General features: G+C 69.3%; 23 protein-coding genes and 1 tRNA gene. 16 read left to right on the forward strand and 8 right to left on the reverse strand.

The features are described from left to right. Positions 1–17: 17 nt before the first annotated feature. Positions 18–644: a vitamin K epoxide reductase family protein gene (locus tag ACFTQE_RS14800; RefSeq protein WP_376925794.1), complete on the reverse strand. Its 627-nt coding sequence runs from the start codon at positions 642–644 to the stop codon at positions 18–20. Positions 645–917: 273 nt separating this feature from the next. Here ACFTQE_RS14800 and ACFTQE_RS14805 point away from each other — a divergent pair, with 273 nt between their 5' ends. After that, positions 918–3,599 (forward strand): Rne/Rng family ribonuclease, encoded by a 2,682-nt coding sequence (locus ACFTQE_RS14805; protein ID WP_376925795.1) that lies wholly within the window; start codon positions 918–920, stop codon positions 3,597–3,599. Here the strand turns inward: ACFTQE_RS14805 and ACFTQE_RS14810 are convergent. Beyond that, positions 3,588–3,881 (reverse strand): DUF4031 domain-containing protein, encoded by a 294-nt coding sequence (locus ACFTQE_RS14810; RefSeq protein ID WP_375833170.1) that lies wholly within the window; start codon positions 3,879–3,881, stop codon positions 3,588–3,590. The two genes, ACFTQE_RS14805 and ACFTQE_RS14810, sit on opposite strands and share 12 nt — an antisense overlap. A gap of 266 nt (positions 3,882–4,147) precedes the next feature. Here ACFTQE_RS14810 and rplU point away from each other — a divergent pair, with 266 nt between their 5' ends. From rplU to ACFTQE_RS14875, 13 genes are all read left to right on the forward strand, one after another. Then, complete coding sequence (gene rplU / locus ACFTQE_RS14815) at positions 4,148–4,456, forward strand: 50S ribosomal protein L21 (RefSeq protein WP_375833167.1); 309 nt, start codon at positions 4,148–4,150, stop codon at positions 4,454–4,456. Between the two features lie 18 nt (positions 4,457–4,474). Beyond that, complete coding sequence (gene rpmA / locus ACFTQE_RS14820; protein ID WP_056009138.1) at positions 4,475–4,732, forward strand: 50S ribosomal protein L27; 258 nt, start codon at positions 4,475–4,477, stop codon at positions 4,730–4,732. Between the two features lie 72 nt (positions 4,733–4,804). Then, the gene (gene obgE / locus ACFTQE_RS14825) at positions 4,805–6,406 is read left to right on the forward strand and encodes a GTPase ObgE (protein ID WP_376925796.1); all 1,602 of its coding nucleotides are present in this window, start codon (positions 4,805–4,807) and stop codon (positions 6,404–6,406) included. Continuing rightward, positions 6,403–7,221: a glutamate 5-kinase gene (gene proB, locus ACFTQE_RS14830; RefSeq protein ID WP_376925797.1), complete on the forward strand. Its 819-nt coding sequence runs from the start codon at positions 6,403–6,405 to the stop codon at positions 7,219–7,221. The genes obgE and proB overlap by 4 nt, the downstream gene beginning before the upstream one ends. 9 nt (positions 7,222–7,230) lie before the next feature. Then, a complete protein-coding gene (locus ACFTQE_RS14835; protein ID WP_376925798.1) occupies positions 7,231–8,499 on the forward strand; it encodes a glutamate-5-semialdehyde dehydrogenase in 1,269 nt (422 codons plus the stop codon). A gap of 51 nt (positions 8,500–8,550) precedes the next feature. Next, the gene (locus ACFTQE_RS14840; protein WP_376925799.1) at positions 8,551–8,772 is read left to right on the forward strand and encodes a hypothetical protein; all 222 of its coding nucleotides are present in this window, start codon (positions 8,551–8,553) and stop codon (positions 8,770–8,772) included. 16 nt (positions 8,773–8,788) lie between these two features. After that, a complete protein-coding gene (gene nadD, locus ACFTQE_RS14845; protein ID WP_375833153.1) occupies positions 8,789–9,388 on the forward strand; it encodes a nicotinate-nucleotide adenylyltransferase in 600 nt (199 codons plus the stop codon). 35 nt (positions 9,389–9,423) lie between these two features. Beyond that, the gene (locus ACFTQE_RS14850) at positions 9,424–10,548 is read left to right on the forward strand and encodes a hypothetical protein (protein WP_376925800.1); all 1,125 of its coding nucleotides are present in this window, start codon (positions 9,424–9,426) and stop codon (positions 10,546–10,548) included. 34 nt (positions 10,549–10,582) lie between these two features. After that, the gene (rsfS, locus tag ACFTQE_RS14855; protein ID WP_056009113.1) at positions 10,583–10,957 is read left to right on the forward strand and encodes a ribosome silencing factor; all 375 of its coding nucleotides are present in this window, start codon (positions 10,583–10,585) and stop codon (positions 10,955–10,957) included. A 93-nt stretch (positions 10,958–11,050) separates the two neighbouring features. Continuing rightward, positions 11,051–11,126 (forward strand) — tRNA-Ala (locus ACFTQE_RS14860). 217 nt (positions 11,127–11,343) lie between these two features. After that, positions 11,344–14,460 carry a hypothetical protein gene (locus ACFTQE_RS14865; protein ID WP_376925801.1) on the forward strand — a complete coding sequence of 1,039 codons (3,117 nt, stop codon included), beginning with the start codon at positions 11,344–11,346 and terminating at the stop codon, positions 14,458–14,460. A 147-nt stretch (positions 14,461–14,607) separates the two neighbouring features. Then, on the forward strand, positions 14,608–17,421 hold the full coding sequence (locus ACFTQE_RS14870; protein ID WP_376925802.1) for a BTAD domain-containing putative transcriptional regulator: 2,814 nt from the start codon (positions 14,608–14,610) through the stop codon (positions 17,419–17,421). 77 nt (positions 17,422–17,498) lie between these two features. Beyond that, positions 17,499–18,131 carry a sigma-70 family RNA polymerase sigma factor gene (locus ACFTQE_RS14875; protein WP_376925803.1) on the forward strand — a complete coding sequence of 211 codons (633 nt, stop codon included), beginning with the start codon at positions 17,499–17,501 and terminating at the stop codon, positions 18,129–18,131. A gap of 32 nt (positions 18,132–18,163) precedes the next feature. On the opposite strand, the gene ACFTQE_RS14880 is transcribed toward ACFTQE_RS14875, so the two are convergent. The 5 genes from ACFTQE_RS14880 to ACFTQE_RS14900 form a co-directional block, all read right to left on the reverse strand. Continuing rightward, the gene (locus ACFTQE_RS14880) at positions 18,164–18,901 is read right to left on the reverse strand and encodes a metallophosphoesterase (protein WP_376925804.1); all 738 of its coding nucleotides are present in this window, start codon (positions 18,899–18,901) and stop codon (positions 18,164–18,166) included. A 64-nt stretch (positions 18,902–18,965) separates the two neighbouring features. Then, positions 18,966–20,186 (reverse strand): RNA polymerase sigma factor, encoded by a 1,221-nt coding sequence (locus ACFTQE_RS14885; RefSeq protein WP_376925811.1) that lies wholly within the window; start codon positions 20,184–20,186, stop codon positions 18,966–18,968. Then, positions 20,183–20,551, reverse strand: a complete 369-nt coding sequence (locus tag ACFTQE_RS14890; protein WP_376925805.1) for a YciI family protein — start codon at positions 20,549–20,551, stop codon at positions 20,183–20,185. The genes ACFTQE_RS14885 and ACFTQE_RS14890 overlap by 4 nt, the downstream gene beginning before the upstream one ends. Positions 20,552–20,632: 81 nt before the next feature. Next, positions 20,633–22,177, reverse strand: a complete 1,545-nt coding sequence (locus ACFTQE_RS14895) for an MFS transporter (RefSeq protein WP_376925806.1) — start codon at positions 22,175–22,177, stop codon at positions 20,633–20,635. A gap of 111 nt (positions 22,178–22,288) precedes the next feature. After that, positions 22,289–23,221 (reverse strand): alpha/beta fold hydrolase, encoded by a 933-nt coding sequence (locus ACFTQE_RS14900; RefSeq protein WP_376925807.1) that lies wholly within the window; start codon positions 23,219–23,221, stop codon positions 22,289–22,291. Positions 23,222–23,486: 265 nt separating this feature from the next. On the opposite strand from ACFTQE_RS14900, the gene ACFTQE_RS14905 reads away from it, so the two are divergent. Then, complete coding sequence (locus ACFTQE_RS14905; RefSeq protein WP_376925808.1) at positions 23,487–24,437, forward strand: alpha/beta hydrolase; 951 nt, start codon at positions 23,487–23,489, stop codon at positions 24,435–24,437. Positions 24,438–24,627: 190 nt separating this feature from the next. Here the strand turns inward: ACFTQE_RS14905 and ACFTQE_RS14910 are convergent, their stop codons facing one another. Further along, positions 24,628–25,080, reverse strand: coding sequence for a GNAT family N-acetyltransferase (locus tag ACFTQE_RS14910; protein ID WP_376925809.1), 453 nt, complete (start codon positions 25,078–25,080; stop codon positions 24,628–24,630). A 275-nt stretch (positions 25,081–25,355) separates the two neighbouring features. Here ACFTQE_RS14910 and ACFTQE_RS14915 point away from each other — a divergent pair, with 275 nt between their 5' ends. Continuing rightward, positions 25,356–26,093 carry an alpha/beta fold hydrolase gene (locus ACFTQE_RS14915; RefSeq protein WP_376925810.1) on the forward strand — a complete coding sequence of 246 codons (738 nt, stop codon included), beginning with the start codon at positions 25,356–25,358 and terminating at the stop codon, positions 26,091–26,093. The last annotated feature ends 67 nt before the right edge of the window (positions 26,094–26,160 follow it).

Consider the following 26,160-nt stretch of genomic DNA (forward strand, 5'->3'; position numbering starts at 1 on the left):
GCCGCGACATCCGTGTCTCAGCTGAAGGCGTTCTGCAGGTCGAGGATGACCCGCGGGATCGCGTCCATCTGCGCCTGCGCGAGCAGTACGACCACGGCGTAGCAGATGACCGTGATGAGCGGCACCCACGAGAGCCAGCTGCCCGCGATGCGCCGGACGCGTGCCGATGCCGGAATATGCCCTTCGCGGAGGTTGTACAGCGTCAGCGCCCAGAACGTGGGGATCGTGACCGCCCACGTGAGCATGCACCAGGGGCACAGCACGTCGAGCACGTAGATGCTCTGGTAGATGAGCCAGCCGACGAACACGAGCGCGCCGGCGACGCCGACGTTGAAGGCCACCCAGAACCAGCGCGAGAACGTCGCCCCGGCGAGGATCGCGACGGCGATCGTGATGACCACGGGCCAGGCCATCAGGCCGATGAACGGGTTCGGGAAGCCGAAGACCGCGCCCTGCCACGACGCCAGGTTGGTGCTGCAGCCGACCAATACACCCACATTGCACGAGGGGATGTGCGACGGGTCGGAGAGCGAGAGCACCTTCTCGATGGAGAGCTCGAACGCTGCGAGGAGGCCGAGGCCCCCGGCGATCAGCAGGAAGACGGCGAGGCCGACGGGTCGGGAACGGGTGGGGGAGTCCGGCATGCTCGGATTATGGCATGCCGATTCCGCCCTCGGCTGCGAGAGCATGCGATAATCGAATGAGTCGTCCGGGCCGCGCCCGGCACGACGCCAATGAGGGCTTTGAGGATGCAGCGCATCCAGTGGGCGGTGAAGGCACCGCAAGACGTGGCGACACAGGCAACCTGCCGGTCGCAGTAATGAAGGATTCAGCGGTTCGGCGCAAGCGCGGAGCCGCTCCAGACGAGTACGGGACGACGGCGCGGCTGTCGGAACCGGCGTAGGAGTGCACCAGAGATGGTGGAAGGCAACGAGAAGAACACGAACGAACCCGAGGCCGGCAGCGGCTCGACCAGGCGTCGCGGCGGCCTCTTCGGAGCCCGGCGCGGTCGCGCGAAATCCGTCGAGACCCAGGTGACGCCCGAGGTCGAGGCGCCGGCCGCGCCGACGGCCGAGACCCCGGCGACGGATGCCGCAGCGCCGGTCGTTCCCGAGACGGTCGGCGCGACGAGCGCCGAGACCGCCCCGGCGACCACGCCCGCGACGCCCGACGTCGAGCCGGCCGAAGCGGCGGGTGCCGAGGCGTCCGCTGCGACCGCCGAGGTCGTCGTCGAAGCCGTGGTCGAGGCCGTCGAGGTCTCGCCGATCCCCGCGACCCTCACCACGACGTCGCTGATCTTCCACGCGCCGCCCGTGCTCGTGGGCTTCGATCGGCCGGAGCGCGACGAGCGCGGCGGCCGTGACGACCGCGGCGGTCGTGAGCAGGCCCGTGACGACCGTGCCGGTCGCGAGCGCGACGACGACGAGTTGTCGACGGTTCGCCGCCGTACGCGCCGTCGCAGCGGCGAAGAGGGCCGCACGAACACCGACGAGCCCGCCAACACGGTCGTCAAGGTGCGCAAGCCCCGCGAGGTCGAACTCATCACCGAGCCGCAGAAGGTCAAGGGCTCGACCAGGCTCGAGGCGAAGAAGCAGCGCCGGCGCGACGGCCGCGATGCCGGCCGCCGCCGTGCGGTGATCACCGAGGCCGAGTTCCTCGCCCGCCGCGAATCGGTCGACCGTTCGATGGTCGTGCGCGAGAAGGGCGGCCGCATCCAGATCGGCGTGCTCGAAGACGGCGTGCTCGTCGAGCACTACGTCGCGCGCAACCAGGACGCATCCCTCATCGGCAACGTCTACCTCGGTCGCGTGCAGAACGTGCTGCCGAGCATGGAGGCCGCGTTCGTCGACATCGGTCGCGGCCGGAACGCCGTGCTGTACTCGGGCGAGGTCGACTGGGAGGCGGCAGCCGAGAACGGCGAGAAGAACCAGCCCCGCCGCATCGAGCTCGCGCTGAAGCCGGGCGACCGGGTGCTCGTGCAGGTCACCAAGGACCCGGTGGGCCACAAGGGCGCCCGCCTCACGAGCCAGGTCTCGCTGCCCGGCCGCTACCTCGTGTACGTGCCCAACGGCTCGATGAACGGCATCAGCCGCAAGCTCCCCGACACCGAGCGCGCACGCCTGAAGAAGATCCTCAAAGAGGTGCTGCCCGACAACCAGGGCGTCATCGTGCGCACCGCGGCCGAAGGTGCCACCGAAGAGCAGCTCACGCTCGACGTGAACCGCCTCATCGCGCAGTGGGCCGACATCTCGACCCAGCTCGAGAAGGTGCAGGCGCCCGCGCTGCTGCACTCCGAGCCCGACCTGCTCATCAAGATCGTCCGCGACGTCTTCAACGAGGACTTCCAGAAGATGGTCATCGAGGGCGACGAGGCGCGTCAGACGATCGAGCGGTACCTCCGCGCGGTCGCGCCCGACCTGCTCGAGCGCGTCGAGGCGTACGCCGGTGAGCGCGACTCCTTCGACGAGTTCCGCATCAGCGAGCAGATCGAGAAGGCGCTCGACCGCAAGGTCTGGCTGCCCTCGGGCGGCTCGCTCGTCATCGACCGCACCGAGGCGATGACCGTCGTCGACGTCAACACGGGCAAGTTCGTCGGCTCGGGCGGCAACCTCGAAGAGACCGTCACGAAGAACAACCTCGAAGCGGCCGAAGAGATCGTGCGCCAGCTGCGCCTGCGCGACATCGGCGGCATCATCGTCGTCGACTTCATCGACATGGTGCTCGAGTCCAATCGCGACCTCGTGCTGCGTCGTCTCGTCGAGTGCCTCTCGCGCGACCGCACGAAGCACCAGGTCGCCGAGGTCACCTCGCTCGGCCTCGTGCAGATGACCCGCAAGAAGCTCGGCCTGGGCCTCCTCGAGTCGTTCAGCGAGCCCTGCGAGATCTGCGCCGGCCGCGGAATCATCGTGCACCACGAGCCCGTCGTGAAGCACCGCAGCGCCCAGCAGTCGCAGCCCGAGCGACGCGGTCGCGGTCGCGGCGGCAACCAGCAGCAGCCCGCGCAGGCGCCCGCCGAGCCCAAGGCTCACACCGGCACCCACGCGATCACCGACGACGTGAAGAACGCACTCGCGCAGATCGCGGCGTCGACGATTCCGCACACCGAGCACAAGGCCGACGAGCCGGTGGCGGATGCCGCGGGGCAGGCGCCCGCCGCCTCGAACGGCGACACGGGCCGTGCACCGAAGGCCGACGCCGACGAGAAGCCGGCCGAGTCCTCGGGCGGCGGCCGTCGTCGCGGTCGTCACCGCCGGGTGTCGCAGGATCAGGGAGCGGCGGCAGCCGCCTCCGAGCCCGCGGCCGCGCCTGCTGCTGCGTCGGTCGAGGCCCCCACGGCGCCGGTGGCGCCCGAGGTCGCTCCGATCCTCGACCTGCCCGTGCCCCCGGTGTCGCGCAAGCGCCCCGCTCGGGTCGCCGAGACCGAGGTGCTCCTCGACTCGGTGCTCGATGCGCTTCCCGCTCCGAAGAAGGCCGGCGAGGGGCGCACGCGCAGCCGTCGCGTCTCCACCGCCGCACTCAGCACCACCGCCGGCGGCCAGCCCGTGATCACCCGGGCCGACGGCTCGGGCGACGCAGCGGCATCCGACTCAGCCGAGTGACGACCGGGCTGCGCGCTCACGCCGTTCACGCGGCGTGACGCGCAGTCCGCTCTTCCGGAGTCGCTCGACGAGCTCCCTCGGCGAGACCGGCACGGCCCCCGCGGCCACGAGGTCGTCGTACCGTTCGACCGGCACGTCGTAGTGGTCGAGATCGAACGATCTCGGCGGCAGTCCGGTTCTCTCAGCGAACTCGCGGAGTTCGCTGATGGACTCGTCGCTGACGAGGTGAGCCCAGACGGTGCCGTGCTTCGGCCAGAGCGGCGTGTCGATGAGCACGGTCATGGGCCGATCCTACGCGTCGAGCCCGCGACGCGCCGGTGGAAGCGGTTTGACCGGCCCCCTGACATCCGGTAAACTCGACCGTTGGTGCCGCCGCTTATCACGGTGCGTCCATCCGCAGGTCTCCGGGGCTCGGTCCTCCGAACTCCAGAATCGCCTGCACATCAGTTTTCTGCCAGTCACCACCCTTCTTCCCGCTGGGGCGACCGCGCAGTGACACCCCATCAGACAGTCGGGGCCTCAGGGCTCCCCAGAGATAGGTACGAGTAGTGGTTTACGCAGTAGTGCGCGCCGGCGGTCGGCAGGAGAAGGTCGAAGTCGGCACCATCGTGACGATGGACCGCATCAAGGCAGACAAGGACGGCAACGTCCAGCTCGCCGCGGTGCTCCTCGTCGACGGCGACAAGATCACCTCCGACGCCAAGGCGCTCGAGAAGGTCACGGTCACGGCCGAGGTCCTCAACGACCTCCGCGGTCCGAAGATCGTGATCCAGAAGTTCAAGAACAAGACCGGCTACAAGAAGCGCCAGGGGCACCGTCAGGACCTCACGCGCGTCAAGGTCACTGGAATCAAGTAAGGGCCCGGGAGAAGCGAAATGGCACACAAAAAGGGAGCAAGCTCCACTCGCAACGGTCGTGACTCCAACGCGCAGCGCCTCGGCGTGAAGCGCTTCGGCGGCCAGGTCGTCGGCGCAGGCGAGATCATCGTCCGCCAGCGCGGCACGCACTTCCACCCGGGCGCGGGCGTCGGTCGCGGTGGCGACGACACCCTGTTCGCGCTCGAGGCCGGTGCAGTGCAGTTCGGCAACAAGGGCGGCCGCAAGGTCGTCAACATCGTGGCGGTCGGCGAATAGTCGATCGACGTTCATCGTGAGGGCGGGCTTCGGCCCGCCCTCACGTGTTTTACTCGGTTTGGAGGATGCAGCATGGTCAGCTTCGTCGACGAGGTGACGCTGTTCCTGCGTGCCGGTCACGGCGGGAACGGCTGCGTGTCCGTCCGCCGTGAGAAGTTCAAGCCCCTCGCCGGCCCCGACGGCGGCAACGGCGGCACCGGCGGCGACATCGTGCTCATCGCCGACCCCCAGGTGACGACGCTGCTCGGCTACCACGGGCGTCCGCACCGCTCCTCCGCGAACGGTCAGCCCGGCATGGGCGACCACCGCGCCGGGGCCGTCGGCGAGACCCTCGAACTGCCCGTGCCCGTCGGCACCGTCGTGAAGACCACCGACGGCGTCGAACTCGCCGACCTGACCGAGCCCGGCTCGCGCTTCGTCGCGGCGGCCGGCGGCCTCGGCGGTCTCGGCAACGCCGCCCTCGCGACCACGAAGCGCAAGGCCCCGGGCTTCGCGCTGCTCGGCACCCTCGGCGACGAGGTCGACATCACGCTCGAGCTCAAGTCCATCGCCGACGTCGCGCTCGTCGGCTACCCGTCGGCCGGCAAGTCGAGCCTGATCGCCGCCATGTCGGCCGCGCGACCGAAGATCGCCGACTACCCGTTCACGACGCTTCACCCGAACCTCGGCGTCGTCCAGGCGGGCGACCACCGCTTCACGGTGGCCGACGTTCCCGGCCTCATCGAGGGCGCCAGCGAGGGCAAGGGCCTCGGGCTCGAGTTCCTCCGGCACGTCGAGCGCTGCTCGGCCCTGCTGCACGTGCTCGACTGCGCCACGCTCGAGCCCGGCCGCGACCCGATCTCCGACCTCGAGGTCATCCTCGCGGAGCTCGCCGCGTATCCCGTGCCCGAGGGGCAGCTTCCGCTCCTCGAGCGCCCGCAGATCATCGCGCTCAACAAGATCGACGTGCCCGAGGCGCGCGAGCTCGCCGAGTTCGTTCGCCCCGATCTCGAGGCGCGCGGCTACCGCGTGTTCGAGATCTCGACCGTCAGCCACGAAGGCCTCCGCCAGCTCGGATTCGCGCTCGGCGAGCTCGTCGACACGGCGCGTGCCGAGGCTGAAGCCGCGATCCCGCCGGCACCCGAGCGCATCGTCATGCGCCCGAAGGCCTCCAACGACCCCGGTTTCACCGTGCGTGCAGAAGGCGGCAGCTACGGCACCATGTACCGCGTGCTCGGCCAGAAGCCCGAGCGCTGGGTGCAGCAGACCGACTTCACGAACGACGAGGCCATCGGCTTCCTCGCCGACCGCCTCGCGAAGCTCGGCGTCGAAGATGCGCTCGTGCGCGCCGGCGCCGATGCCGGTTCGACCGTCGTGATCGGCAAGGGTGCGGGAGTCGTCTTCGACTGGGAGCCCACGCTCACCTCGACGGCCGAGCTCATCACGGCACCGCGCGGCACCGACGCGCGACTCGACGAGAACCGTCGTGCCACCCGTGCCGAGCGACGCAGCGAGTACTACGAGCGCATGGACGCCAAGGCGGAAGCCCGCGCCGAACTCGAGCGCGAGCGCACGGCGGGCATGTGGAACGAGCTCGACGAGCAGACCGACGCGGAGAGCGCAGCCGGCGCCGACGCGGCCCGCGAGACGGGTGCCGGAGCCGGGAAGGACGCGAACGGCGAGGACCGGGAATGACCCCGGCCTCGCGCGCGGAGATCCCCACCGCGTCCCGCATCGTCGTGAAGGTCGGCTCCTCGTCGATCAGCGGTGAGAACTCGGAGCAGATCGGTCCGCTGGTCGATGCGCTGGCCGCAGCACACGCGCGGGGCGCCGAGATCGTGCTCGTCTCCTCCGGCGCGATCGCGACCGCCATCCCGTTCCTCAGCCTCGACGGGCGACCGACCGACCTCGCGACCCAGCAGGCAGCGGCAGCGGTCGGCCAGAACGTGCTCATGTGGCGCTACCAGACGAGCCTCGACCGTTACGGGGTGCTCGCGGGTCAGGTGCTGCTCACCGCGGGCGACCTCGAGAACTCGACCCCCCGATCGAATGCGCAGCGCGCGATGGACCGGTTGCTCTCGCTCCGCATCCTGCCGATCGTCAACGAGAACGACACCGTCGCGACCCACGAGATCCGGTTCGGCGACAACGACAGGCTCGCGGCCCTCGTCGCCGAGCTCATCGGTGCCGACCTGCTCGTGCTGCTCTCCGACGTCGACGCGCTGTACACGAAGCCGCCGCATCTCGACGGCGCACGGCGAATCGAGCACGTGCCCTACGGTGACGCTCTCGCCGGTGTCGAGATCGGATCAACCGGTCGCGCCGGGGTCGGCACCGGGGGAGCGGAGACCAAGGTCTCGGCAGCCCGCATCGCGGCCGACGCCGGCACGTCGGTGCTGATCACGGCGACGCCGCTCGTCGCCGAGGCGCTCGCGGGCGACGACATCGGCACCTGGTTCGACCCGGCGCCATCGCGTCACACAGCGGAGCGCGACCCCCTGCTCGCCTAGGCTGGGAGCATGGAGCAGCTCGACCTCGACGTCTCGGTGATCGACACCCGTCTGGCCGCGGCGAAAGTCGCCTCACGGCGCCTCGCCCGCGCCTCGACCGCTGAGAAGGACGCGGCGCTCGAGCAGGTCGCCGTGCTGCTCGCCGAACGTTCCGACGAGATCATCGAGGCGAACGCGCTCGACCTCGAAGCAGGTCGCACCGCCGGACTCGGCACCGGCCTGCTCGATCGACTCACCCTCGACGAGCGGCGGGTCGCTGCGTTGTCCGACGCCGTGCGCGAGGTCATCGGACTCACCGACCCGGTCGGTGACACGGTCAGCGGTCGCTCGCTGCCGAACGGCGTGCGCATCGACCAGATCCGCGTACCGCTCGGCGTCATCGGGGCGATCTACGAGGCCCGACCGAACGTGACGATCGACATCGCCGTGCTCGCATTGAAGAGCGGCAATGCCGTCGTGCTCCGCGGCGGCACGGCCGCCGAGCAGACGAACCGGGTTCTGCTCGGCGTGCTTCGCGACGCCCTCGATGCAGCGGGCCTGCCCGCCGACGCGGTGCAGACCGTCGACGACTTCGGCCGTGCCGGCGCCCGTCACCTCATGCAGGCGCGCGACTACGTCGACGTGCTGATTCCTCGGGGCAGCGCCGGACTCATCCGCGCCGTCGTCGACGAGGCGAAGGTGCCGGTCATCGAGACCGGGGCCGGGGTCGTGCACATGTTCCTCGACGAGAGCGCTCGCGAAGACTGGGCGGTCGACCTCGTGCACAACGCGAAGACGCAGCGGCCGAGCGTCTGCAACGCGCTCGAGACGCTGCTCGTGCACGTCGACGCCGCCGAACGGCTCCTGCCGCCGGTGATCGCGCGGCTCGAGGCATCCGGAGTCACCGTGCACGGCGACGAGCGCGTTCGCGCGATCCGGCCCGAGGTGCAGCCCGTCACCGACGAGGACTGGGCCACCGAGCACATGTCGCTCGACATCTCCGTGGGCGTCGTCGACTCGATCGACGACGCGATGGCGCACATCCGCCGGTACTCGACGAAGCACACCGAGTCGATCGTGACGAACGATCTCGGCAACGCCGAGCGCTTCCTCAACGAGGTCGACGCCGCCGCCGTCATGGTGAACGCATCGACCCGATTCACCGATGGGGCGGAGTTCGGCTTCGGCGCAGAAGTGGGCATCTCCACGCAGAAACTGCACGCGCGCGGGCCCATGGGCCTGCCCGAGCTCACGAGCACGAAGTGGATCGTGCGTGGTGCCGGACATGTGCGCGGCTGACCTCGCTAGACTGTCTGGAGCACGACCCGCAGGATTCGAAAGGAACGGCGAATGAGCCTTGTCACCGCAGTGCAGACCGCGACGGTGTTGACCGAGACGGTGCACGCGAGAGAGCTGCCGATGGAGTCCTGGGTCTACGGCCTGATCGCACTCGTCATCTTCGCCGCCCTCGGGTTCATCGTGGCCTCCTACCGTGACGTGGCCAACCGCCACGCCGCCAAGGCCGCGGCATACGCCGCACGCCACGCCGGAGACGAGCACGGCGGCCACTGAGGCGGGCGAGCACGCGATGACGGTCGCGGAGCGCCGGCCTCGTATCGGAGTGATGGGTGGAACGTTCGACCCCATTCACCACGGCCACCTGGTCGCGGCGAGTGAGGTCGCGCAATCGCTCGACCTCGATGAGGTCGTGTTCGTGCCGACCGGGCAGCCGAGCTACAAGTCGAACGTCACGCAGGCCGAGCACCGCTACCTGATGACGGTCATCGCCACGGCGTCGAACCCGCGGTTCACGGTGAGCCGCGTCGACATCGATCGCGAGAAGCCGACGTTCACGATCGACACGCTGCGCGACATACGCCGTGAACGCCCCGACGCCGATCTCTACTTCATTACCGGCGCCGACGCCATCGCGCAGATCCTCTCCTGGAAAGACGTGCAGGAACTCTGGGATCTCGCGCACTTCGTTGCTGTGAGTCGTCCGGGACATGTGCTGTCCGTTTCGGGATTGCCGGAGCAAGACGTAAGCTTGCTGGAAGTTCCGGCACTTGCGATCTCGTCGACCGATTGCCGGAGCCGGGTGCGCCGGGGTTTCCCGGTGTGGTACTTGGTGCCCGATGGGGTCGTCCAGTACATCTCCAAGCACCATCTCTACCGGAGTGTCGAATGACGTCGTCGCAGGATCCGCCGCTGACGCGCCGCGAAATGCGCGAACGCGAGCGACTGCTGGAGCAGCAGGAGCCTTCGGCGACCCCGGATGCCGCTGGGCAGACGCTTCCCGTCCCCGACGCCTTCCCGCCCGTGGCGCCGCAGCCACCGGTGCAGCCCGCCCCGGTGCAGTCGATGCCGGCGCCCGCTGTGCCGGCCCAGTCGGTTCCCGCGCCCGCGTTGCCGGTTTCGGCGGCGAGTCCCGCATATGCGGCACCCCGCCCGGCCGGTGGATTCGGCGAGCCCGGCGTCTCGTTCCCGGCGGCCCCGCCCATGGCGACTCCGCAGCAGAGCCCCTTCGCGCCGCGTCCGGTGATTCCCGCGCCGGCACCCGCGGCGCCTGCCCCGGTTCAGCCGCAGGGCGACGCCGGGTCGTATCCGCGTGCGGCCGCCCCGCAGCCGCCGGCCGCTCCGGAGCGTGAAGCGTACGAGGCGACGACGCCCGAGCGCACACTCACCCGTCGCGAGCTTCGGGCCATGCTCGATGGCAACCAGCTCGACGAGTTCGACTTCGAAGACGACGAGATCGACGGTCCCGCTGCGCAGTCGCAGCAGCCGGCTCCGGCCGCCGCGTCGTTCCCGGCAGCAGGGGGCCCGGCGCATCCGGTTCGTCACGACGAGGCCATCGCTTCGCCGTCGCCCGCAGTGGGGCACTGGACCTCGCAGTTGAACGCCCCGGTCGAGTCGGCCGAGCCGTTCGACCAACTGCTGTCCCGCGGCGGTGTCAGTCACGGCGTCCCCACGACCACGAACGCGTTGATCCTGCCGACACTGCCCGACCACGGATCGCTCGGCGGCACCCCGCTCGCGGCGAGCGGCGAGATCATCGCCACCGGTTCGATCGACCTTCCGCGTTCCTACGGCGCGACGGGCGTGCACCCGAGCCGCATCGACTCGTCCGATGTCGACCGCCTCTTCGACCAGATCGAAGAGGCCGGCACCGGCGCCGCGCCGGTCGCGGCGACGCGCGCCATCAGCACCCAGGGCGCAGCCCGCGCCATGATCGCCCCGCCGAAGAAGGAGGGCATGAACGTTCCGCTCGTGCTCGCCGTGACCGCCGGAGTGCTCGCACTCGGCGTCGTCGCCACCCTCGTCATCGGCGCCGTCGCGGGGCTGTTCTGATCCGAGACAACCACAACGCACCGGAAGTGAGCGCATGACTGCATCCGACCAGGCCCTCGAGACGCTCGCACTGGCAGCGCGTGCGGCTGATTCGAAGGGCGGCGACGACCTCGTCGCACTCGACGTGTCACGCCAGATCCCGTTCGCCGACGTGTTCCTCATCGTCACCGGCAACTCGGAGCGCAACGTCATCGCGATCGCCGATGAGATCGAAGACGTGCTCGGCCGCGCCGGCACGCCGACGAAGCGTCGTGAGGGGCACCAGGTCGGTCGATGGATCCTGCTCGACTTCGGTGACCTCGTCGTGCACGTCTTCCACCAGGAGGAGCGTCTGTACTACGGTCTCGAGCGCCTCTGGGCCGACTGCCCGGCGCTTCCCGTGGCGCCGTTGCTCGCCGCGAGCAGCTGATCGGGGCGGGCTTCACCGGTCGAGGGTCCCTCGATTTCGTCTGCGGGCGGAGGCTGGTGTAAGCTCAATTCGTTGCCTCAAGCGAGGCAGAACGGGTCTGTGGCGCAGCTGGTAGCGCACCTGCATGGCATGCAGGGGGTCAGGGGTTCGAGTCCCCTCAGATCCACCAACACCCCCGAAGAACTCAGGTTCTTCGGGGGTTTTTGCGTGCAAGCCCCCGTGGGGCGTTTCTCGATCGCCCCGATGCGCACAGCGATCCGCAACCGCGCACGTCATGCGACGAATACGGCATCGGTGCCGGCCCTGATGCGAACGCCCGAGCGAGGGTTGAATATGAGCATTGCCCGGACTCACGACGTTCACCTCCATCGTGAAGGGGACTGACCATGGCGACGACGCAGGTTCTCGAGATCCGCATCCACGGCATTGCCAACGCACCGCCGCAGGACATGCTGTCGACGACCGCCGACCACGTCGAGAAGAGCATCGGCGACCAGAATGGATCCTTCTGGATCCGCGCCGACGGCAAGCAGGACGACGGTACTGATGCCCCGCACCGTATCGAGGCCTACTCGTGGGGGAACCAGGCCCGCAGTGGCGGCTCGGCGCTCGCCCTGATCGGCCGCGCGATCGTGCACCTGAGCTGGCTGTTCGTGCTACCGTTCGGGCTCACGAACCTCGCATACTGGACGCGGCGGAACATACCCGGCGACGACCAGCAGGTGCCGGGGGACATGGCGGGCGAGGTGGATCGCCTCGTCGTGGCCGGCACTGGCGGCGCAGCCGCAGCACGTCCGCGCTGGAATGCAGGCATCGGCGCGGTGTGGATTCGTTGGTTCGGTCTGCTGCAGACGCTCTTCTACACGGCCGGGTTCATGTCGGTCTCGGTCGATCTCGTCGCCGTGCAGTGCTACCGCACCGGGGACACCGAGCTCGTCTGCGCGGCGCTGCCCGGGTGGTTCGACGCATTCGTCGACATGACGCCGATCGGCCGGTCAGCGCTCTTCAGCATCCTGCCCGTGATCGTCATGCTGCTCATCTACCTGATCGGCCTGCGCGTGCGCGGCACGTTCGAACCGAACCGCCAGGAGGTCGGCCTCGAGGACCGGGTCATGGCGAAGTCCGTCGGACCCGGAGTGCGCTCGGCGCGGACCGCAGCGTCGAAGACCGGCGCGGCCGACGCTGCGACGAAATCGTCGCCGAAGACCGCCTCTGCTGCGTCCGTCTCAGAAGTGCACACAGAACCCCCCGCGAAACCGCTCCTCGGCTCCCGCGGGTTCTGGCGCGTCGCACGGATCGGCCCGACCTCGGAGCGCGCGCATTTCGCGGGTGCGCTCGCGCTCGTGCTCCTGCTGCTCGCCTTCGATGCCGTCGTCGAGCTGGCCCCCTTCGCCGACGCGGCGAACCCGTTCGACTGGCCGGGATACGCGCTCGCGACGGCACCCATCCAGGCGACCGCCGTCATCGTCGCGTTCCTGCTCATCGCGGGCGCATTCGTGCTGAGCGCACTCGGCGGCGTCGACCCCGAGAAGCCGCCGATCCTCGTCATCCGCGGGCTTGCGCTCACCCTGCTCGTGGTCTCGATCCTCTCGTACGCCCTGTGGGTGTGGCTCGCAATCGGCACGCCGGAGGACTCCGCCGGAGCCGGTGACCGGGAGTACGCCAGCCTCACGATCACCCCGGGCGTCATCGCCACCGTCTGCGCGCTCATCGCCCTCTGGAGTCTCACCTGGGCGTACCCCCGTCGCCGCGTCTGGAGCGGCCTGGTGCTCATCCTGGCGTTCGGGTCGGTGCTCTACGGCGAGCTGATCGCCGCAGAAGACGAGGTCGCTCACGCAGTGCTGTCGTACGTGGCCGCCGGACTGGCGGTCTTCGCACTGCTCATCGGCTACGCCTTCCATTCGAAGGCCGAGAGGCTCGAGCGACGATTCCTCGGCTGGCACGGCAACGGGGCCGCGGTCTCCATGCTCCTCTCGCTCTTCTCCTCGATGGTGATCACCAGCCTGCTCGTGGTCGGAGCGCACGCATGGCTGTCCACGTCGACGGTGTCTGCCGAGACTGACGATCGCATCTGGCGTGTCCTGCCCGACGGTACCAAGCAGTCGCTCGTGGCACCGGACTTCTACGAGCGCTTCTCAGTGTCGCTCCTCTTCATCCTCGTTGCGCTGCTGACGCTCGCGATCGTCGTGGCCTCGACGGCCTTTTCGAAGGTGCCCCGGCTGCTGGTGCCGACGCTGGAGTTCCCGACCGGTACGCCGCAGCCTCGGCGGACCGCCGACGAGAACCGGGGCGGCATCGAGGATCTGGCGGCCGGCGATCCGAACGCGCCCTACCCCGCGACCGAGGGATCGCTGAACGACAAGGAGCGGGCCGTCGCGTCGGCACGCCGCCTCGCAGGCCTCGCGCATCGTGGCGAGCCCATCCTCTCCGCACTCGCGATCCTGACCGCGTTCGCGCTCGTGCCGCTCACCGTCCCGTACTTCGCCGAGCTCGCGAAGGGCGCCGCAGGTACCGAGCAACGCGCGTTCTGGATGTCCCTGACGGACGTGTCGGCATGGGCGCTCGGCCTCCTCGCGATCGCCGCCACCACGTGGGTGATCACGAACGCCGTGACGTCGACCGAGCGCCCGCTCGGTCTGGTCTGGGACATCATCTGCTTCTTCCCCCGCGCGGGACATCCGTTCACGCCGCCTTGCTACGCCGAACGCACGGTGCCGGAACTGGAGGAGCGAATCGAGGACTGGTTCGCCGGCGGCGCGCAGGGCGAGCGAGCCGTCCTCCTCTCAGCGCACTCCATGGGCGCACCGATCGCGGTCGCCGTCGCCTTCGCCGTGCTCTCCGGCGGCGCGCCGATCAGCGACGGTGGGGACGACCCGAAACACGTCCGGGCCGAGGTGCCGACCGACCGCTTCGCCATGCTCACGTACGGTGTACAGCTCCGGGCCTACTTCGGTCGGTTCTTCCCCGCGGTGTTCGGACCGCGGGTGATCGGCAACGAACCGACCTTCGAACCCTCGCTCGTCGCGCGGGATCCCTGGGCTGCGGAAATCCGCCGCGAGTACGGCATGTCGCGTCCCAAGCGGTGGTGGCGGCCCTGGGCGCGGGCGGATGCCGATGCCGGAACGCTCGCGGCCGCGGCCAAGCCATCGGAGACGTTCGTATCCGTGCTCGGGGGCACCAACGCGACGACGCCTCAGTGGCGCAACCTCTGGCGCCGAACCGACTACCTGGGTTTCCCCGCGAATCGCTACCGACCCGGTGACGCGATCGACCGCGGCGCGAGCGAGCGCATGCCCCGCACGTACCTCTGGAGCGTGGCGCGCCACAACGGATACCTCGGCACGCTGCAGTACGTTGCGGCGCGATCGGAACTGCTCGAGGTCATCGCGCCCGCGGCCGACGTCGATGACGGGGCGCGACCCGACGAAGGTACGCCCGCGCCCGACGAGCGGTCCGCGCAGTCCCAGCAACGCGGCAACCGGCCGCCCAGTCCGGCGCGCTAGCGTCCTGGCGATCATCGCGCCGATGCGATGGCACGCGTGTGCGGCAGCCGGAGGATTGTGACACAAAGGCAGCGGGGCACGTCACCGTCGGCGTTCCGATGGATATTCTGGTCACGCTCACGCACCGTGGGCCGATTGGCGGGTGCGTTGACCTTCTCCTCAGCTCCTTCGGGCCGCATCGAGAACGCAGTCTCGGTGGCGGTCTTCGGCGGCTTGCGCCTGCTCCGCCCGGATGTCGATCTCATGAGTCGACCGCCTCGTGAACGGCTCATCCTCGCGAGCCTCATCGCCGCCCGCGGCAATACGGTCTCGATCGGAGAGCTCGTCGACTTGCTCTGGGGCGATGAGCCGCCGTCGACGGCGGTCAACCAGGTGCAACGGCATGTCGGCGAGTTGCGTCGCCTGTTGGAGCCGGAGCTGCCGGCACGGGCCACTGGAACGGCGGTGCTCGGTGCGGGGGAGGGATACCGGCTCGACCCAACAGTCGTCGAGTCCGACCTCCTGCGCGTTTCGCAACTGTGGTCCGAGGCGCGACGGTCTTCGGTCGAGCACGCAGCGCTCACGTACGTCGAAGCGCTCGAACTCGCCGCCGGAACGCCGTTCAGCGGACTCGGCTGGGAAGCCCTGGCGCGACCGTCGTTCGCCGCGGTCGAGCGCGACCGTATCGCTCTTGCGCTCGACGCGGCCGAGTGCGCGCTCGAGCTGCGTGATCCGTCGTCACTCGCCGTCGCGATCGAGAGCGTGGCGGCCGACGCCCCTCTCGACGAACGCCTGCAGGCGAGACTGGTGACATTGCTGGCGCGCTGCGGTCGTCGCGCCGATGCGATCGCGGTGTACGACGCCGCCAGGCGGCGCCTGTGGGAGGAGCTCTCGATCGCGCCGGGCGCCGAGCTACAAGCCGCCGTCGACGACGTCCTGAGCGACGATGAGCGGGCCGCGCCCGGCGCGGACGCTCCGCAGAAGCTCCCGCTCGCCCCTGCGGCGGTCGTGGACCGGGAAGGCATCCGCACGCTGCTCGAGGAGACGACGGCGAACGCCTTGCGCGGCGAGCCAGCCATCCTCGCGATCAGCGGCATGGCCGGAATCGGCAAGACGACGCTCGCGGTGCAGTGGGCGCACTCCGTCGCCGACCGATTTCCCGACGGCCAGCTGTTCGTCAACCTGCGCGGATACGCGCCGGAAGGCGAGGCGCTGTCGGATACGGAGGCACTGGGCCAGTTGCTGGCCGACCTCGGCGGATCCGTCGCCGGGATCCAGGGCGGCGCCGGCCCATTGCGGGAGGCGTACCGCCGGGCGATCGGCGGGCGGCGCATGATCGTGGTGATCGACAATGCCGCTGACGCCGACCAGGCGCGGTCACTGCTGCCCGGCGTTCCGGGGTGCCTCGTGATCATCACGAGCCGATCGCACCTCCCGGGCCTGGTCGTGCACGACGGTGCCGTCCCCGTGCCGCTGCGCCGGCTGACCGATGAGGAGTCGAGGCGCCTCCTCGTCAGGAGGTTGGGCGAGGCTCGCGTGGGGTCGGATCCCGCATCCATCGATTCGATCGTCGCGTCCTGCGCCGGCCTTCCCCTCGCACTGGCCCTCGCCGCGGCCTCCGCGGCCGGATCTCGCGAGGCGATGCACGATGTCGCCGATGGGCTCTCGGCAACGGCGTCAGCACTCGACGTGCTCGCGATCGACGCGGACATCGACTTGAGATCGACGTTCGAATGGTCGTATCGCGCGCTCTCTGCCGATGCCGCCCGGTTGTTCCGACTCGCATCCGTGCACCCGGGCGTCACCCATCCCCGTGCTGCCCTCGCGAGCATCGCGGACTTCGACCTCGCGCGTACGTCGGCGATTCTCGGCGAACTCGTCGGCGCGAACATGTTCGTGACCGTCGCGAAGGGCGAGTTCGCGGTCCACGACCTGCTCCGCGCTTACGCCCACGAACTGGCGGACGGCACCGAAGAGCGGGCGAGCGCGCAAGGACGACTCGTCGGCCACTATGTTCACATGACGCGTCGCGCGTACCTGGCGTTCGGCCGGCCAGCCGTCGTCGAGGTGGAATCACCGCCGCCCGTGCCGGAGGCAATCGCGAGCTTCGAGTCATCCGATGACGCTGTCAGGTGGTTCCTGGCAGAGCGGAAGGCCGTTCTCGAGACGTTCGCCATCGCGCTGCAGCTCGGACTCGACCGCGAAGCTGCACTGATCGCGCTCGACTGGCGTCCGATGCGCCAGGCCGTCGACGCGCCCTCGGTCATGATCGAGGAGATCACCCAGGCGACCGATGCAGCGAATAGGTGTGGAGATGAACGTCTCGAGGTCGAACTTCGACGAGACCTCGCCGTGAACCTCGGCATGAGCGGCCACGAGGCGGAATCGGAGCGTCATTTCGAGCGTGTGCTCGAGACCTATCGCGCCTGGGGCGACCACGTGGGCGAATCGAACACCCTGCGCAACCTCGGGCACATCCATGCGTCGGGTTCGAAGCGCTTGGAGTTGACCGCTCAGTCGGTCGAGGCGGCCCGGAGATCGAGGCGATCCGACATCCTCGCGATCGCCCTTGTCACTCAGGCACATGCCATGCTGATGTACGGCACCACCGACGAACTCGACGTCGTCACGGCCGAGGCGCATCAGCACATCGTGGCGTCAAAGTCCGAATACCTGACCCCGTATGCGGCGATGTATCGAGCGATGGTGCACGTCAGACGTGGGGAGTTCGGCGAGTGCCTCGAACTCGTCGAGACCACCCGTGACTCACTCGACGTCATGATCCAGGCGTACCGCGCGATGGCGACGACGATCGCCTCCGCGGGTGCCGGCCACAGGAGCCAGGCGTACGCGGCGCGGGATCGGTTCGACCGGCTCGTGCGGGACCACGAGGACTTCATGACGAAGGAGAACGAAGGAGTGATCCTGCGGACGTGGATCGAGGACGCTCTCGTCGAGATGGAGCGTCAGCCGGCCGACTGAGTTCCATGCAACCGCATGCACTGAGCATGCACTGACCGTGCACTCGTCCTGCACGCCCTCCCGGTTGTGTGTGATCCATGGGATCCACTGCACTCGCGCCGGCGCCGGACGCGACCGTCGGCCTGACGGTCTTCATCGAGGGCCGACGCCGACTCTTCGGTATCGCCTACCGGATCCTCGGGAGCCCCGCCGAGGCCGAAGACGTCGTGCAGGAGGTATGGCTGCGGTGGCAGCTGTGCGACCGGACGAACGTGCGCGAGCCGATGGCCTACCTCGCGACCGCCACGACGCGCGCCGCGATCAATGTGCTCCAGAGCGCGCGGGTCCGCCACGAGACATCCATCGAGCCGCTGCTCGAAAGCCCATTGACTGCGTCGGACGACCCCGCCGCCGATGTCGAGCGCGAGGAAGCACTCGAACGTGCGACGTACCTGATGATGGAACGGCTCACGCCTGCCGAGCGGGCCGCCTTCGTGTTGCGCGTGGGATTCGATTACCCGTACACGCACATCGCCACCGTCATCGACACGACCGAGACGGCTGCGCGGCAACTCGTCAGCCGTGCCCGCAAACACCTCGCGGTCGCACGGGAGCGCGTCGTCGACCGGTCAGCCCATCAACGGCTGTTCCGCGCGTTCCGGAACGCCGCACGCGACGGCGACGCCCGCGGACTGGAGCTCGTGCTCGCCCAGGCCTCTGGTTGTGCGTGACCTCACAGCCGCTGTCGCCATGGGTGCGAGGTTCACAGGGCGGAGGGGCTGAGGTAGTGGAACACCGTTCGCATGGTCGATTCCTCGATGTCGTGCACGGCGAGACCCGGCATCGCCAGAGGATCTGCGATCGGGTCGGTTTTGCTCCCCAGTCGCATGGTCGAGACGATTCCCGGCGCCCCGACGAGCGGCACACCGGCGAAGGTCGTCGCCAACGCCGTGTGCACGTGCCCGGTGAAGACCCCGATGACCTTCTCGTTGCTGCGGATCAGCGACGCGAGGGCCTCGCCGTTGCCCAGACCGAAGCGGTCCATGACGTGATGCCCGACCGGAACCGGCGGGTGGTGCAGCGCGAGGATCGTCGGGCCCGGCGAATCAGCGAGATGCTCGCGGGCGAACTCGATCGTCGCCGGCCCCAGTTCGCCCTCGTCGCTGTGGTCGATGTGCGAATCCAGTCCGATCAGTCGGAGACCTCGGAGGTCGACCACTCCGTTCAGCGATGCCGGCCGGCCGTGCTCCTGGAGTGATGCGAGGAGCGGGGCCGAGAGATCGTGGTTGCCCGGCACGACGAGCGTCGACAGGCCCTCGGGGAGCGCGGCGAAGAGGTCTGCGTACTCGGCCGGCTCGCCATGATCGGCGAGGTCACCGCTGAGCACCAGTGCATCGACGCTCGGCAGTTCATCCAGCTGGGCGAGCACGGCGTGAAGACGGCGACGTCGCACCGGCGACCCGTCGAGGTGGATGTCGCTGAGGTGTGCGACGACGGTCAAAGGGGTTCTCCTCTGTTCGGCAGTCGGTGGATTCGGAAGCCGGTGGCATCCGGATGCCACCGGCTCAAGGTTCGAGTCGCCGGGCGCGGCCGGTCAAGTAGTCGCGCTCGGGGATCGAGAGGGTCCGCTGGGCAGCATCACGGTACTCCTCGATCGCCTCCGCGGTCCTGCCCGCGCGCTCGAGCAGGTGCGCGCGAACGGAGGCGATCCGCCGGCGATCCGTGATCCGCCCGAGGTCGACGAGCGCATCGATGGTGGCGAGCCCCGCCTCGGGACCGTGCACCATCGCCTCTGCCACCGCACCGTTGAGGGTGGCGACCGGGTTCTGGGTCGTGTAGTCGAGCAGGCGGTAGAGGGCGAGGATCTGCGGCCAGTCGGTGGTCTCGGTGCTCGGAGCCTCGTCATGGAGCGCCGCGATGGCGGCCTGGATCGCGTACGGGCCGGGCGTGCCCCTCGTCAACGACTCGTCGAGGATGTCCGTCGCCTCGAAGATCGCCTCACGGTCCCAGAGCGAGCGATCCTGTTCATCCAACGGGATGAGGGCGCCGCGAGCGTCAGTGCGTGCGGCACGGCGGGCGTCGGTGAGGATCATCAGCGCCAGCAGGCCGGCCGTCTCGACGTGGTCGGGCTGGACCTCGTGGACGAGCCGCCCCAGCCGGATCGCTTCGTCACTCAGCCGGATGTCGTTGGGATCGGCGCCGGAGCTGGAGGTGTGCCCCTCGGTGAACATCACGTAGATGACGTCGAGAACCTGGTCGAGGCGGTCGCCGGGCCCGAGCGGCGGCGGGAAGTTCGCTCCAGCCGAGCGGATGCCCGCCTTGGCTCGGCTGACGCGCTGGGCGATCGTCGATTCGGGGAGGAGGAACGCATGGGCGATCTGCGCCGTGGTGAGGCCGGCGACCGCGCGGAGCGTCAATGTCACCTGGGCTGTGCGGCTGAGAGCCGGATGGCAGCACAACCGGAGGAGCCAGATGCTCTCATCGGCGTGAACGGTCGGTGCATCGGCGAGCGGTTGCCACAGCTCGACGTAGGCCTGCTCCCGGTCGCGCCGATGATGGTCGCTCCGGATGCGGTCGATCATGCGTCGACGCGCGATCGTCAGCAACCAGGCGAACGCGTCGTCGGGCCTGCCGTCTCGTGGCCACTGCCGATGCGCCGCGAGCAGGGCCTCCTGCACGGCGTCCTCGCAGACGTCGAGCTGACCCGTGCCGTAGCGGCGCAGGAGCGCAGCGAGGACCTGCGGCGCGTGAGCGCGCAGCAGGTCCCCGTCGGATGCGTGCGTCAGACGTCTGCTCCGGCCGAGAACATCACGGGCCGGATCTCGAGGGCGAGCCCGTCGATGCTCGCATCGGGGAGCTCGCTGGCGAGTTCGATCGCGCGCTCCTCCGACTCGACATCGAGCAGGTAATAGCCGCCCATGAACTCCTTGGTCTCCGCGAACGGTCCGTCGACGGTCTCCGGTCGACCGTTTCGAGCGCGCACGACCTTGGTCTGGCTCGGGGCGCCGAGCGCATGCGTGCTGAGCATCTCGCCCGTCTCGGTGGTCTTCGCCATGAACGCCTCATGGCCGGCGCCGATGTGCTGCTGCTGCTCGAGGCTCAGCGAGGCGATGACCTCGGGGTCCACGTGCATCAGGATCAGGTATTTCACGATTGGTTCTCCTTCGTGGTGTTCCGGTGCGGCGCGGTGCCGCTTCCCGTGTTGGTCGGAGTCGTGTCGAGGTTCTCGACGCTAACGCCCGAACGGTTCGATGTGACGCAACCGCGCGGCGGTGACGACGGCGAGCATCGCCATGATCGCGGCGGCGATCAGTGCCGCGGTCTGAATGCCGGAGCTGAAGGCGGTCGCTGCCGCGGCATGCAGTGCATCATCGCCCGACGAGATCGCGAGCTCGACCGCTCGTGCGATGCTGTCGGCGGCGACGGCACGGTCGGCCGGGCTCAGGCCCGGGACCGGCGGCAGGGCGAGCCGGTATGCCGCGGTCACGATGCTCCCGATCACGGCGATGCCGAGGGCGTAGCCGAGCTGCCCGCTGGTCTCCGAGGTCGACGCGGCCGATGATGCCTGTTCCACCGGCACGGACCCGATGATCAGGTTGGTACCGAGCGTCGGCAGCGGCGTGGCGCCGAAGCTCACGATGCTGAATCCGACGACGAGCGGCCAGGGGCCGATCGCCGGCGAGACCTGTGCCATGACGACCAACCCGACGACGATCAGCGCCAGACCGCCGCTGATGACGAGTCCCGGGCGAATGCGCCGTGCCATCAACGGCATCAGGATGAATCCGGTGACACTCACGATCGCCGGCGGCACGGTGAGGATGCCTGCCGCGAGCACATCGACCCCGGCGACCAGTTGGAAGAACTGCGTGTTGAGCATCATCAGGGGCCCCGTGAGCATCGTCATGGCGAACAGGCTGAAGAGCACCAGGCTGAAGCCCCGGGTCCGGAACATCGTCAGGTCGAGCAACGGTGCGCGTCGCGCGTCGCTGTCGAGCTGCCGCTGGCGGCGAACGAACACCACCGAGACCACGACGCCGAACACGACGGCGAGCGCGGGCTCCCAGTCGACGCCCGCCCGGGCGAACTCCTTGAGGCCGTGCACGACGGGAAGGATTGCCAGGAGGGAGAGCGGCACGCTCAGCCAGTCGATGCGACGTCGCGACGACTGCCCCGACTCGTCGCGGCCCTCCGGGAGCAGGAACGGGAACATCGCGAGCACGAGCGCCATGACGGGCACGGCGAGCAGGAAGACCGACCCCCACCAGAACGAACTCAAGAGGATGCCGCCGATGAGGGGTCCGATGATCATGCCGCCCATGAGACAGGTCATGAACACGCCGAGAGCGGCCGAGCGCTGCCGGTCATCCCGGAACAGCCCGGTCAGCAGTCCGTACAGCGATGGCGTGAGCGCCGCAGCTCCGATGCCGGTGAGCCCACGTGCGGCGATGAGCAGTTCGGGCGTCGGCGCGAACGCGGCCGCGGCGGACGCGAGGCCGATCGTCGCAGCCCCGATGACCGCCATTCGGCGGCGTCCGAGGCGGTCGGCAATGCTCCCGAATGCCACGAGGAATCCCGCGAGCGCGAAACCGTACGCGTCGACGATCCAGAGTTGCTCGCTTGCGCCGACGTCCAGTTCCGCAGCGATGCTCGGCAACGCGAGCAGCACGACCGAGGTGTCGATGGCGACCACCAGCGCTGCGAGCGCGAGGATCGCCAGTCCCGACCACTCTCGTACTCCCGCCCGTTCACGGACTCCTGTTCGCATGGTCGTCATGGTGTTCCTCCTCTTCGCCGGCGTCTCCGACACGGTGTGGTCGGAGACGCCGCGCCGTCCTCGACAGCGTCAGCGGGGATGAGGCACACGGGTCGAGCTGAGGGCCGCGAGCTATGCGGCAGGCCGCTGGGCCGCGAGCTCCGCCGCGTCGTGGATCGCTGCCACGAAATCGAGCGGTGCCTCCTGCGGGAGGTTGTGGCCGGCGTGCGGCACCTGTCGGTGCTCGTACACACCCACGAACCGAGCACCGGCGGTGGCGGCATCCCGCGCAGGGAAGTTGCCGTCAGCGAGTCCGTCGAGCGTGATCGCCGGCACGGCGATCGTGGGAAGCTGCGCCAACTGCGCCTCGAGCCGGGAGTACTCCGGAGCGCCGGGCACGTGGAAGAGCCGGTGCCGGTAGGAGTGGATCACGACGTCGACGAAGTCGGGGTTGTCGAACGCCGTGGCGGCGCGGTCGAGTTCGGCGTCGCTGAAGTCCCAGTCGGGGGAGTTGCGACGCCAGATCACCTCCGCGATGCCGCGGGGGTCCTCGGCCAGTCCGGCGCGGCCGCGCTCGGTGAGGAAGTAGAAGAAGTACCAGAATCCCGCTTCGAGGTCGGGGCGAATCGGCTGCATCGAAGCGCTGATGTCCTGGATGAGATAGCCGTTGACGGAGACGAGGGCGGTGACGCGCTCGGGCCGGAGTGCCGCGACGACGCAGGCGGCGCGACCGCCCCAGTCGTATCCCGCGAGGATCGCCTGCGGGATTCCGAGGGCGTCCATGAGTTCGATCACGTCCTGTCCGAGCGCGGCCTGCTGCCCGCTGCGGGGGATGGCGGTGTCGAGGAATCGGGTGTCGCCGTGCCCGCGCAGGGAGGGGACGATGACGCGGAAGCCCGAGTCGGCCAGTCTCGGTGCCACGTCGACGTAGCTGTGGATGTCGTACGGGAATCCGTGCAGCAGCAGCACAGGTGGGCCGTCCTCCGGACCTGCTTCGAAGTAGGCGACGTCGAGGTGGGTCGTTTCGACGTGGCGCAGCGGCTCGAGTCGATGTGTCGCGCTCATGGTGTGCTCCTTCTCGTTGCACCGGGCTTCTGCGGCGTTGCCGCCCGGCGGGCTCCGACGGAACCCGTCAGAAGCTTCGACCGGGCAGGGGGCGCGAGTGTGACGCACTGCGACGGCGACGGCGACGGCGACGGCGGTGGCTGCGGCGCTGATCACTGCTGCGAGCGCGGACGTCACAGAACGGCGTGTCGCCCGGTCGTAGCGGGCAGGGCGCATCCGTCGGATGCGTCCGTCCAGAGACCGACTCGATCCGGAAGGCACGATCATGAACAAGCACGTCCTCGACAGCGAGGCGCAGGCGATCGCCGACGCGACCTCGACACCTCCGTTCCTCTACCAGCTCGGCGCAGACGGCGCCAGGAAGGTCCTCGACGACCTGCAGGCCGCCCCGATCGCGAAGCCCGAGGTCGACGAGGAGTGGATCACCGTTCCCGCCGCGGTCGGCGACGTGCAGGTGCGGATCGTCAAGCCGGTCGGCTCGACCGGCCCGCTGCCGACGATCCTGTACATCCACGGCGGCGGCTGGGTCATCGGCAACGCCGCCACCCACGACCGGCTCGTGCGCGAGCTCGCGGTCGGTGTCGATGCCGCCGTGGTCTTCGTCGAATACGACCGCTCGCCGGAGGCGAAGCATCCCGTCGCCATCGAACAGGCCTACGCCACCGCCCAGTGGATCACCCGCTCGGGCGCCGAGAAGGGCCTCGATGCAGCGCGCCTGGCCGTTGCCGGCGACTCCGTCGGCGGGAACATGACCGCGGTGGTCGCGCTCCTCGCGAAGGAACGCGGAGACGTGTCGTTCGTTCACCAGTCGCTCTACTATCCCGTGACCGATGCCGCGCAGGACACCGACAGCTATCGCGAGTTCGCCGACGGCCCGTACCTGACCGCGGCGGCGATGGCATGGTTCTGGGACAGCTACCTGCCGGATGTCGCGAAGCGGAGCGAGATCACGGCCTCGCCGCTTCGTGCGACGATCGAGCAACTGACCGGGCTGCCCGAGGCCTTCCTGCTGACCGACGAGAACGATGTGCTCCGCGATGAAGGCGAAGCGTATGCGCGGCGCCTCTCGGAGGCCGGTGTGCGGACCACGAGCGTGCGCTACAACGACACCGTGCACGACTTCATGATGCTGAACCCGCTCCGACCCTCGCCCGCTGTCACGGCAGCGGTCGAGCAGGCGGTGCACGTGCTCCGCAAGGCGCTCGGCCGCGCGTGAGCTCCGGACGCATCGCGTTCGGGACAGCCTCCGGGGTGCCATTGCACCCCGGGGGCCGGCCCGGTGCGGGGCCGTCGGCGTCGACATCCAGATCGTCGGAACCCGACGAGGAGAGCGATCACGACGTGTTCGCCGTCGCCAGCTCCAGCCTGAGGCTCATCGAGCGCCGGAGCACGTGGAGGAGTGTCGACTACGCGCCCGCCCGCTCCGGTGCGATCAGATCCGCGTACTGCCGATTCGCGGCGATGAAGGCTGCGACGAACGGGCACCGCACCGTGATGCGCAGCCCACGTTCGCGGATGTCGTCGAGCGCATCGGCGACGAGGTCGGCGGCGATGCCCCTCCCGCGGAACTCGGGCGCAACGGTCGTCGTGAGCACGATGACCCGGCCGTTCACGACGTCGTAGCGAAAGCTCGCGATCTGCCTGCCGTCGATGGTGGCGGCGTAGACCCGCTCGTCGGAGCGGTGGAGCAACTGGATCTCGGACTCGGCGTCCGCCGAGGGTCGGTCGACCTCGCGGACCATGCTGGTCGCGACCTCGTCGAGGAGGGCAACGGTGCCCTCGTCGAGGAAGCCCGCGCCGTCGGGATACCCGGCCGCATCGGGATACTCGATCGACCTGATGCCGTCGCCTGCACTCATCGCGTTCTCCTTCTGTCCGAACCACTGGTTGCGACAGGATCCCGGCGGCGGGTGGGACCAGCCGTGGTCTGCTTGGCGCTACCTCCGGAAAGGCCGCCTGAAACCCAGTGCTCCCGCTCTTCTCTCACGACTCGGCCGAGCCTGTCATCAGCGAAGACCGAACGGATGGCCGAGTTGTGACGGATCTGCCGAGGTCGTCACAACCCGATGCTCCGCTCGGTCTGAGCTGATACCGACCCGCACACTGCGGGAACGATTCGAGAAGGGGAACAGTCATGTCAGATCAGAAGCCGACCGTCGTGCTCGTGCACGGCGCATTCGCCGAGTCCGCGAGCTGGAACGGCGTCATCGCGGCCCTCTACGCCGAGGGCGTCACCTCGGTCGCGGTCGCCAACCCGCTCCGCAGCCTCGCCGGCGACGCCTCGTACGTGCGCGACGTCATCGCCTCGATCGACGGGCCGGTCGTGCTCGTCGGCCACTCGTACGGCGGACTCGTGATCAGCGAGGCATCCGCCGGCAACGACCAGGTCGTCGGCCTCGTGTACGCCTCCGCCTTCGTGCCCGAGCCCGGTGACAGCGCCTTCTCGCTGTCGGCGAGCGAGCCCGGCTCCACGCTGGGCGACGCCCTCGACGCACGTCCGATCTCGACGGGCGGCATCGAGTTCGTGATCCGCCGTCCCGTGTTCCGCGACCAGTTCGCCGCCGACGTGCCCGTGCAGGTCGCGGGCCTGATGGGAGCGACCCAGCGCCCCGTGACCGAGGCGGCACTCAAGGACGCCGTGCAGGCGGCGATTCCCGGTTGGAAGGATCGCCCGTCATGGCACGTGTTCGGCAGCGAGGACCGCAACATCCCGGCGGCCGTGCTCCGGGCCGGCGCCGAACGCGCAGGATCGCGCGGCACGACCGAACTCACGGGAGCGTCGCACGCCGTCAGCGTCTCGCAGCCCGAAGCGGTGGCAGCCACGATCCTCGAAGCCGTACGCGGAGTGCTCGACGCCCGAGCGGCCGCGTAGACAGCCTCCGCATCCTCGCGTGCGCAGGTGCGCAGGTGCGCAGGTGCGCGGGTGCGCGGGACCGGCC

It is taken from the genome of Agromyces sp. NPDC056965, from assembly GCF_042673425.1.
Lineage (GTDB): Bacteria > Actinomycetota > Actinomycetes > Actinomycetales > Microbacteriaceae > Agromyces.

Coding starts and splice junctions, on each gene's coding strand:
- ACFTQE_RS14905 (WP_376925808.1), top strand. CDS start 23,487: ATGAACAAGCACGTCCTCGACAGCGAGGCGCAGGCGATCGCCGACGCG.
- ACFTQE_RS14915 (WP_376925810.1), top strand. CDS start 25,356: ATGTCAGATCAGAAGCCGACCGTCGTGCTCGTGCACGGCGCATTCGCC.
- proB (WP_376925797.1), top strand. CDS start 6,403: ATGACCCCGGCCTCGCGCGCGGAGATCCCCACCGCGTCCCGCATCGTC.
- ACFTQE_RS14900 (WP_376925807.1), bottom strand. CDS start 23,221: ATGAGCGCGACACATCGACTCGAGCCGCTGCGCCACGTCGAAACGACC.
- ACFTQE_RS14850 (WP_376925800.1), top strand. CDS start 9,424: ATGCGCGAACGCGAGCGACTGCTGGAGCAGCAGGAGCCTTCGGCGACC.
- ACFTQE_RS14835 (WP_376925798.1), top strand. CDS start 7,231: ATGGAGCAGCTCGACCTCGACGTCTCGGTGATCGACACCCGTCTGGCC.
- ACFTQE_RS14895 (WP_376925806.1), bottom strand. CDS start 22,177: ATGACGACCATGCGAACAGGAGTCCGTGAACGGGCGGGAGTACGAGAG.
- obgE (WP_376925796.1), top strand. CDS start 4,805: ATGGTCAGCTTCGTCGACGAGGTGACGCTGTTCCTGCGTGCCGGTCAC.
- ACFTQE_RS14800 (WP_376925794.1), bottom strand. CDS start 644: ATGCCGGACTCCCCCACCCGTTCCCGACCCGTCGGCCTCGCCGTCTTC.
- rsfS (WP_056009113.1), top strand. CDS start 10,583: ATGACTGCATCCGACCAGGCCCTCGAGACGCTCGCACTGGCAGCGCGT.
- ACFTQE_RS14910 (WP_376925809.1), bottom strand. CDS start 25,080: ATGAGTGCAGGCGACGGCATCAGGTCGATCGAGTATCCCGATGCGGCC.
- nadD (WP_375833153.1), top strand. CDS start 8,789: ATGACGGTCGCGGAGCGCCGGCCTCGTATCGGAGTGATGGGTGGAACG.
- ACFTQE_RS14865 (WP_376925801.1), top strand. CDS start 11,344: ATGGCGACGACGCAGGTTCTCGAGATCCGCATCCACGGCATTGCCAAC.
- ACFTQE_RS14805 (WP_376925795.1), top strand. CDS start 918: ATGGTGGAAGGCAACGAGAAGAACACGAACGAACCCGAGGCCGGCAGC.
- rpmA (WP_056009138.1), top strand. CDS start 4,475: ATGGCACACAAAAAGGGAGCAAGCTCCACTCGCAACGGTCGTGACTCC.
- ACFTQE_RS14840 (WP_376925799.1), top strand. CDS start 8,551: ATGAGCCTTGTCACCGCAGTGCAGACCGCGACGGTGTTGACCGAGACG.
- ACFTQE_RS14875 (WP_376925803.1), top strand. CDS start 17,499: ATGGGATCCACTGCACTCGCGCCGGCGCCGGACGCGACCGTCGGCCTG.
- ACFTQE_RS14810 (WP_375833170.1), bottom strand. CDS start 3,881: ATGACCGTGCTCATCGACACGCCGCTCTGGCCGAAGCACGGCACCGTC.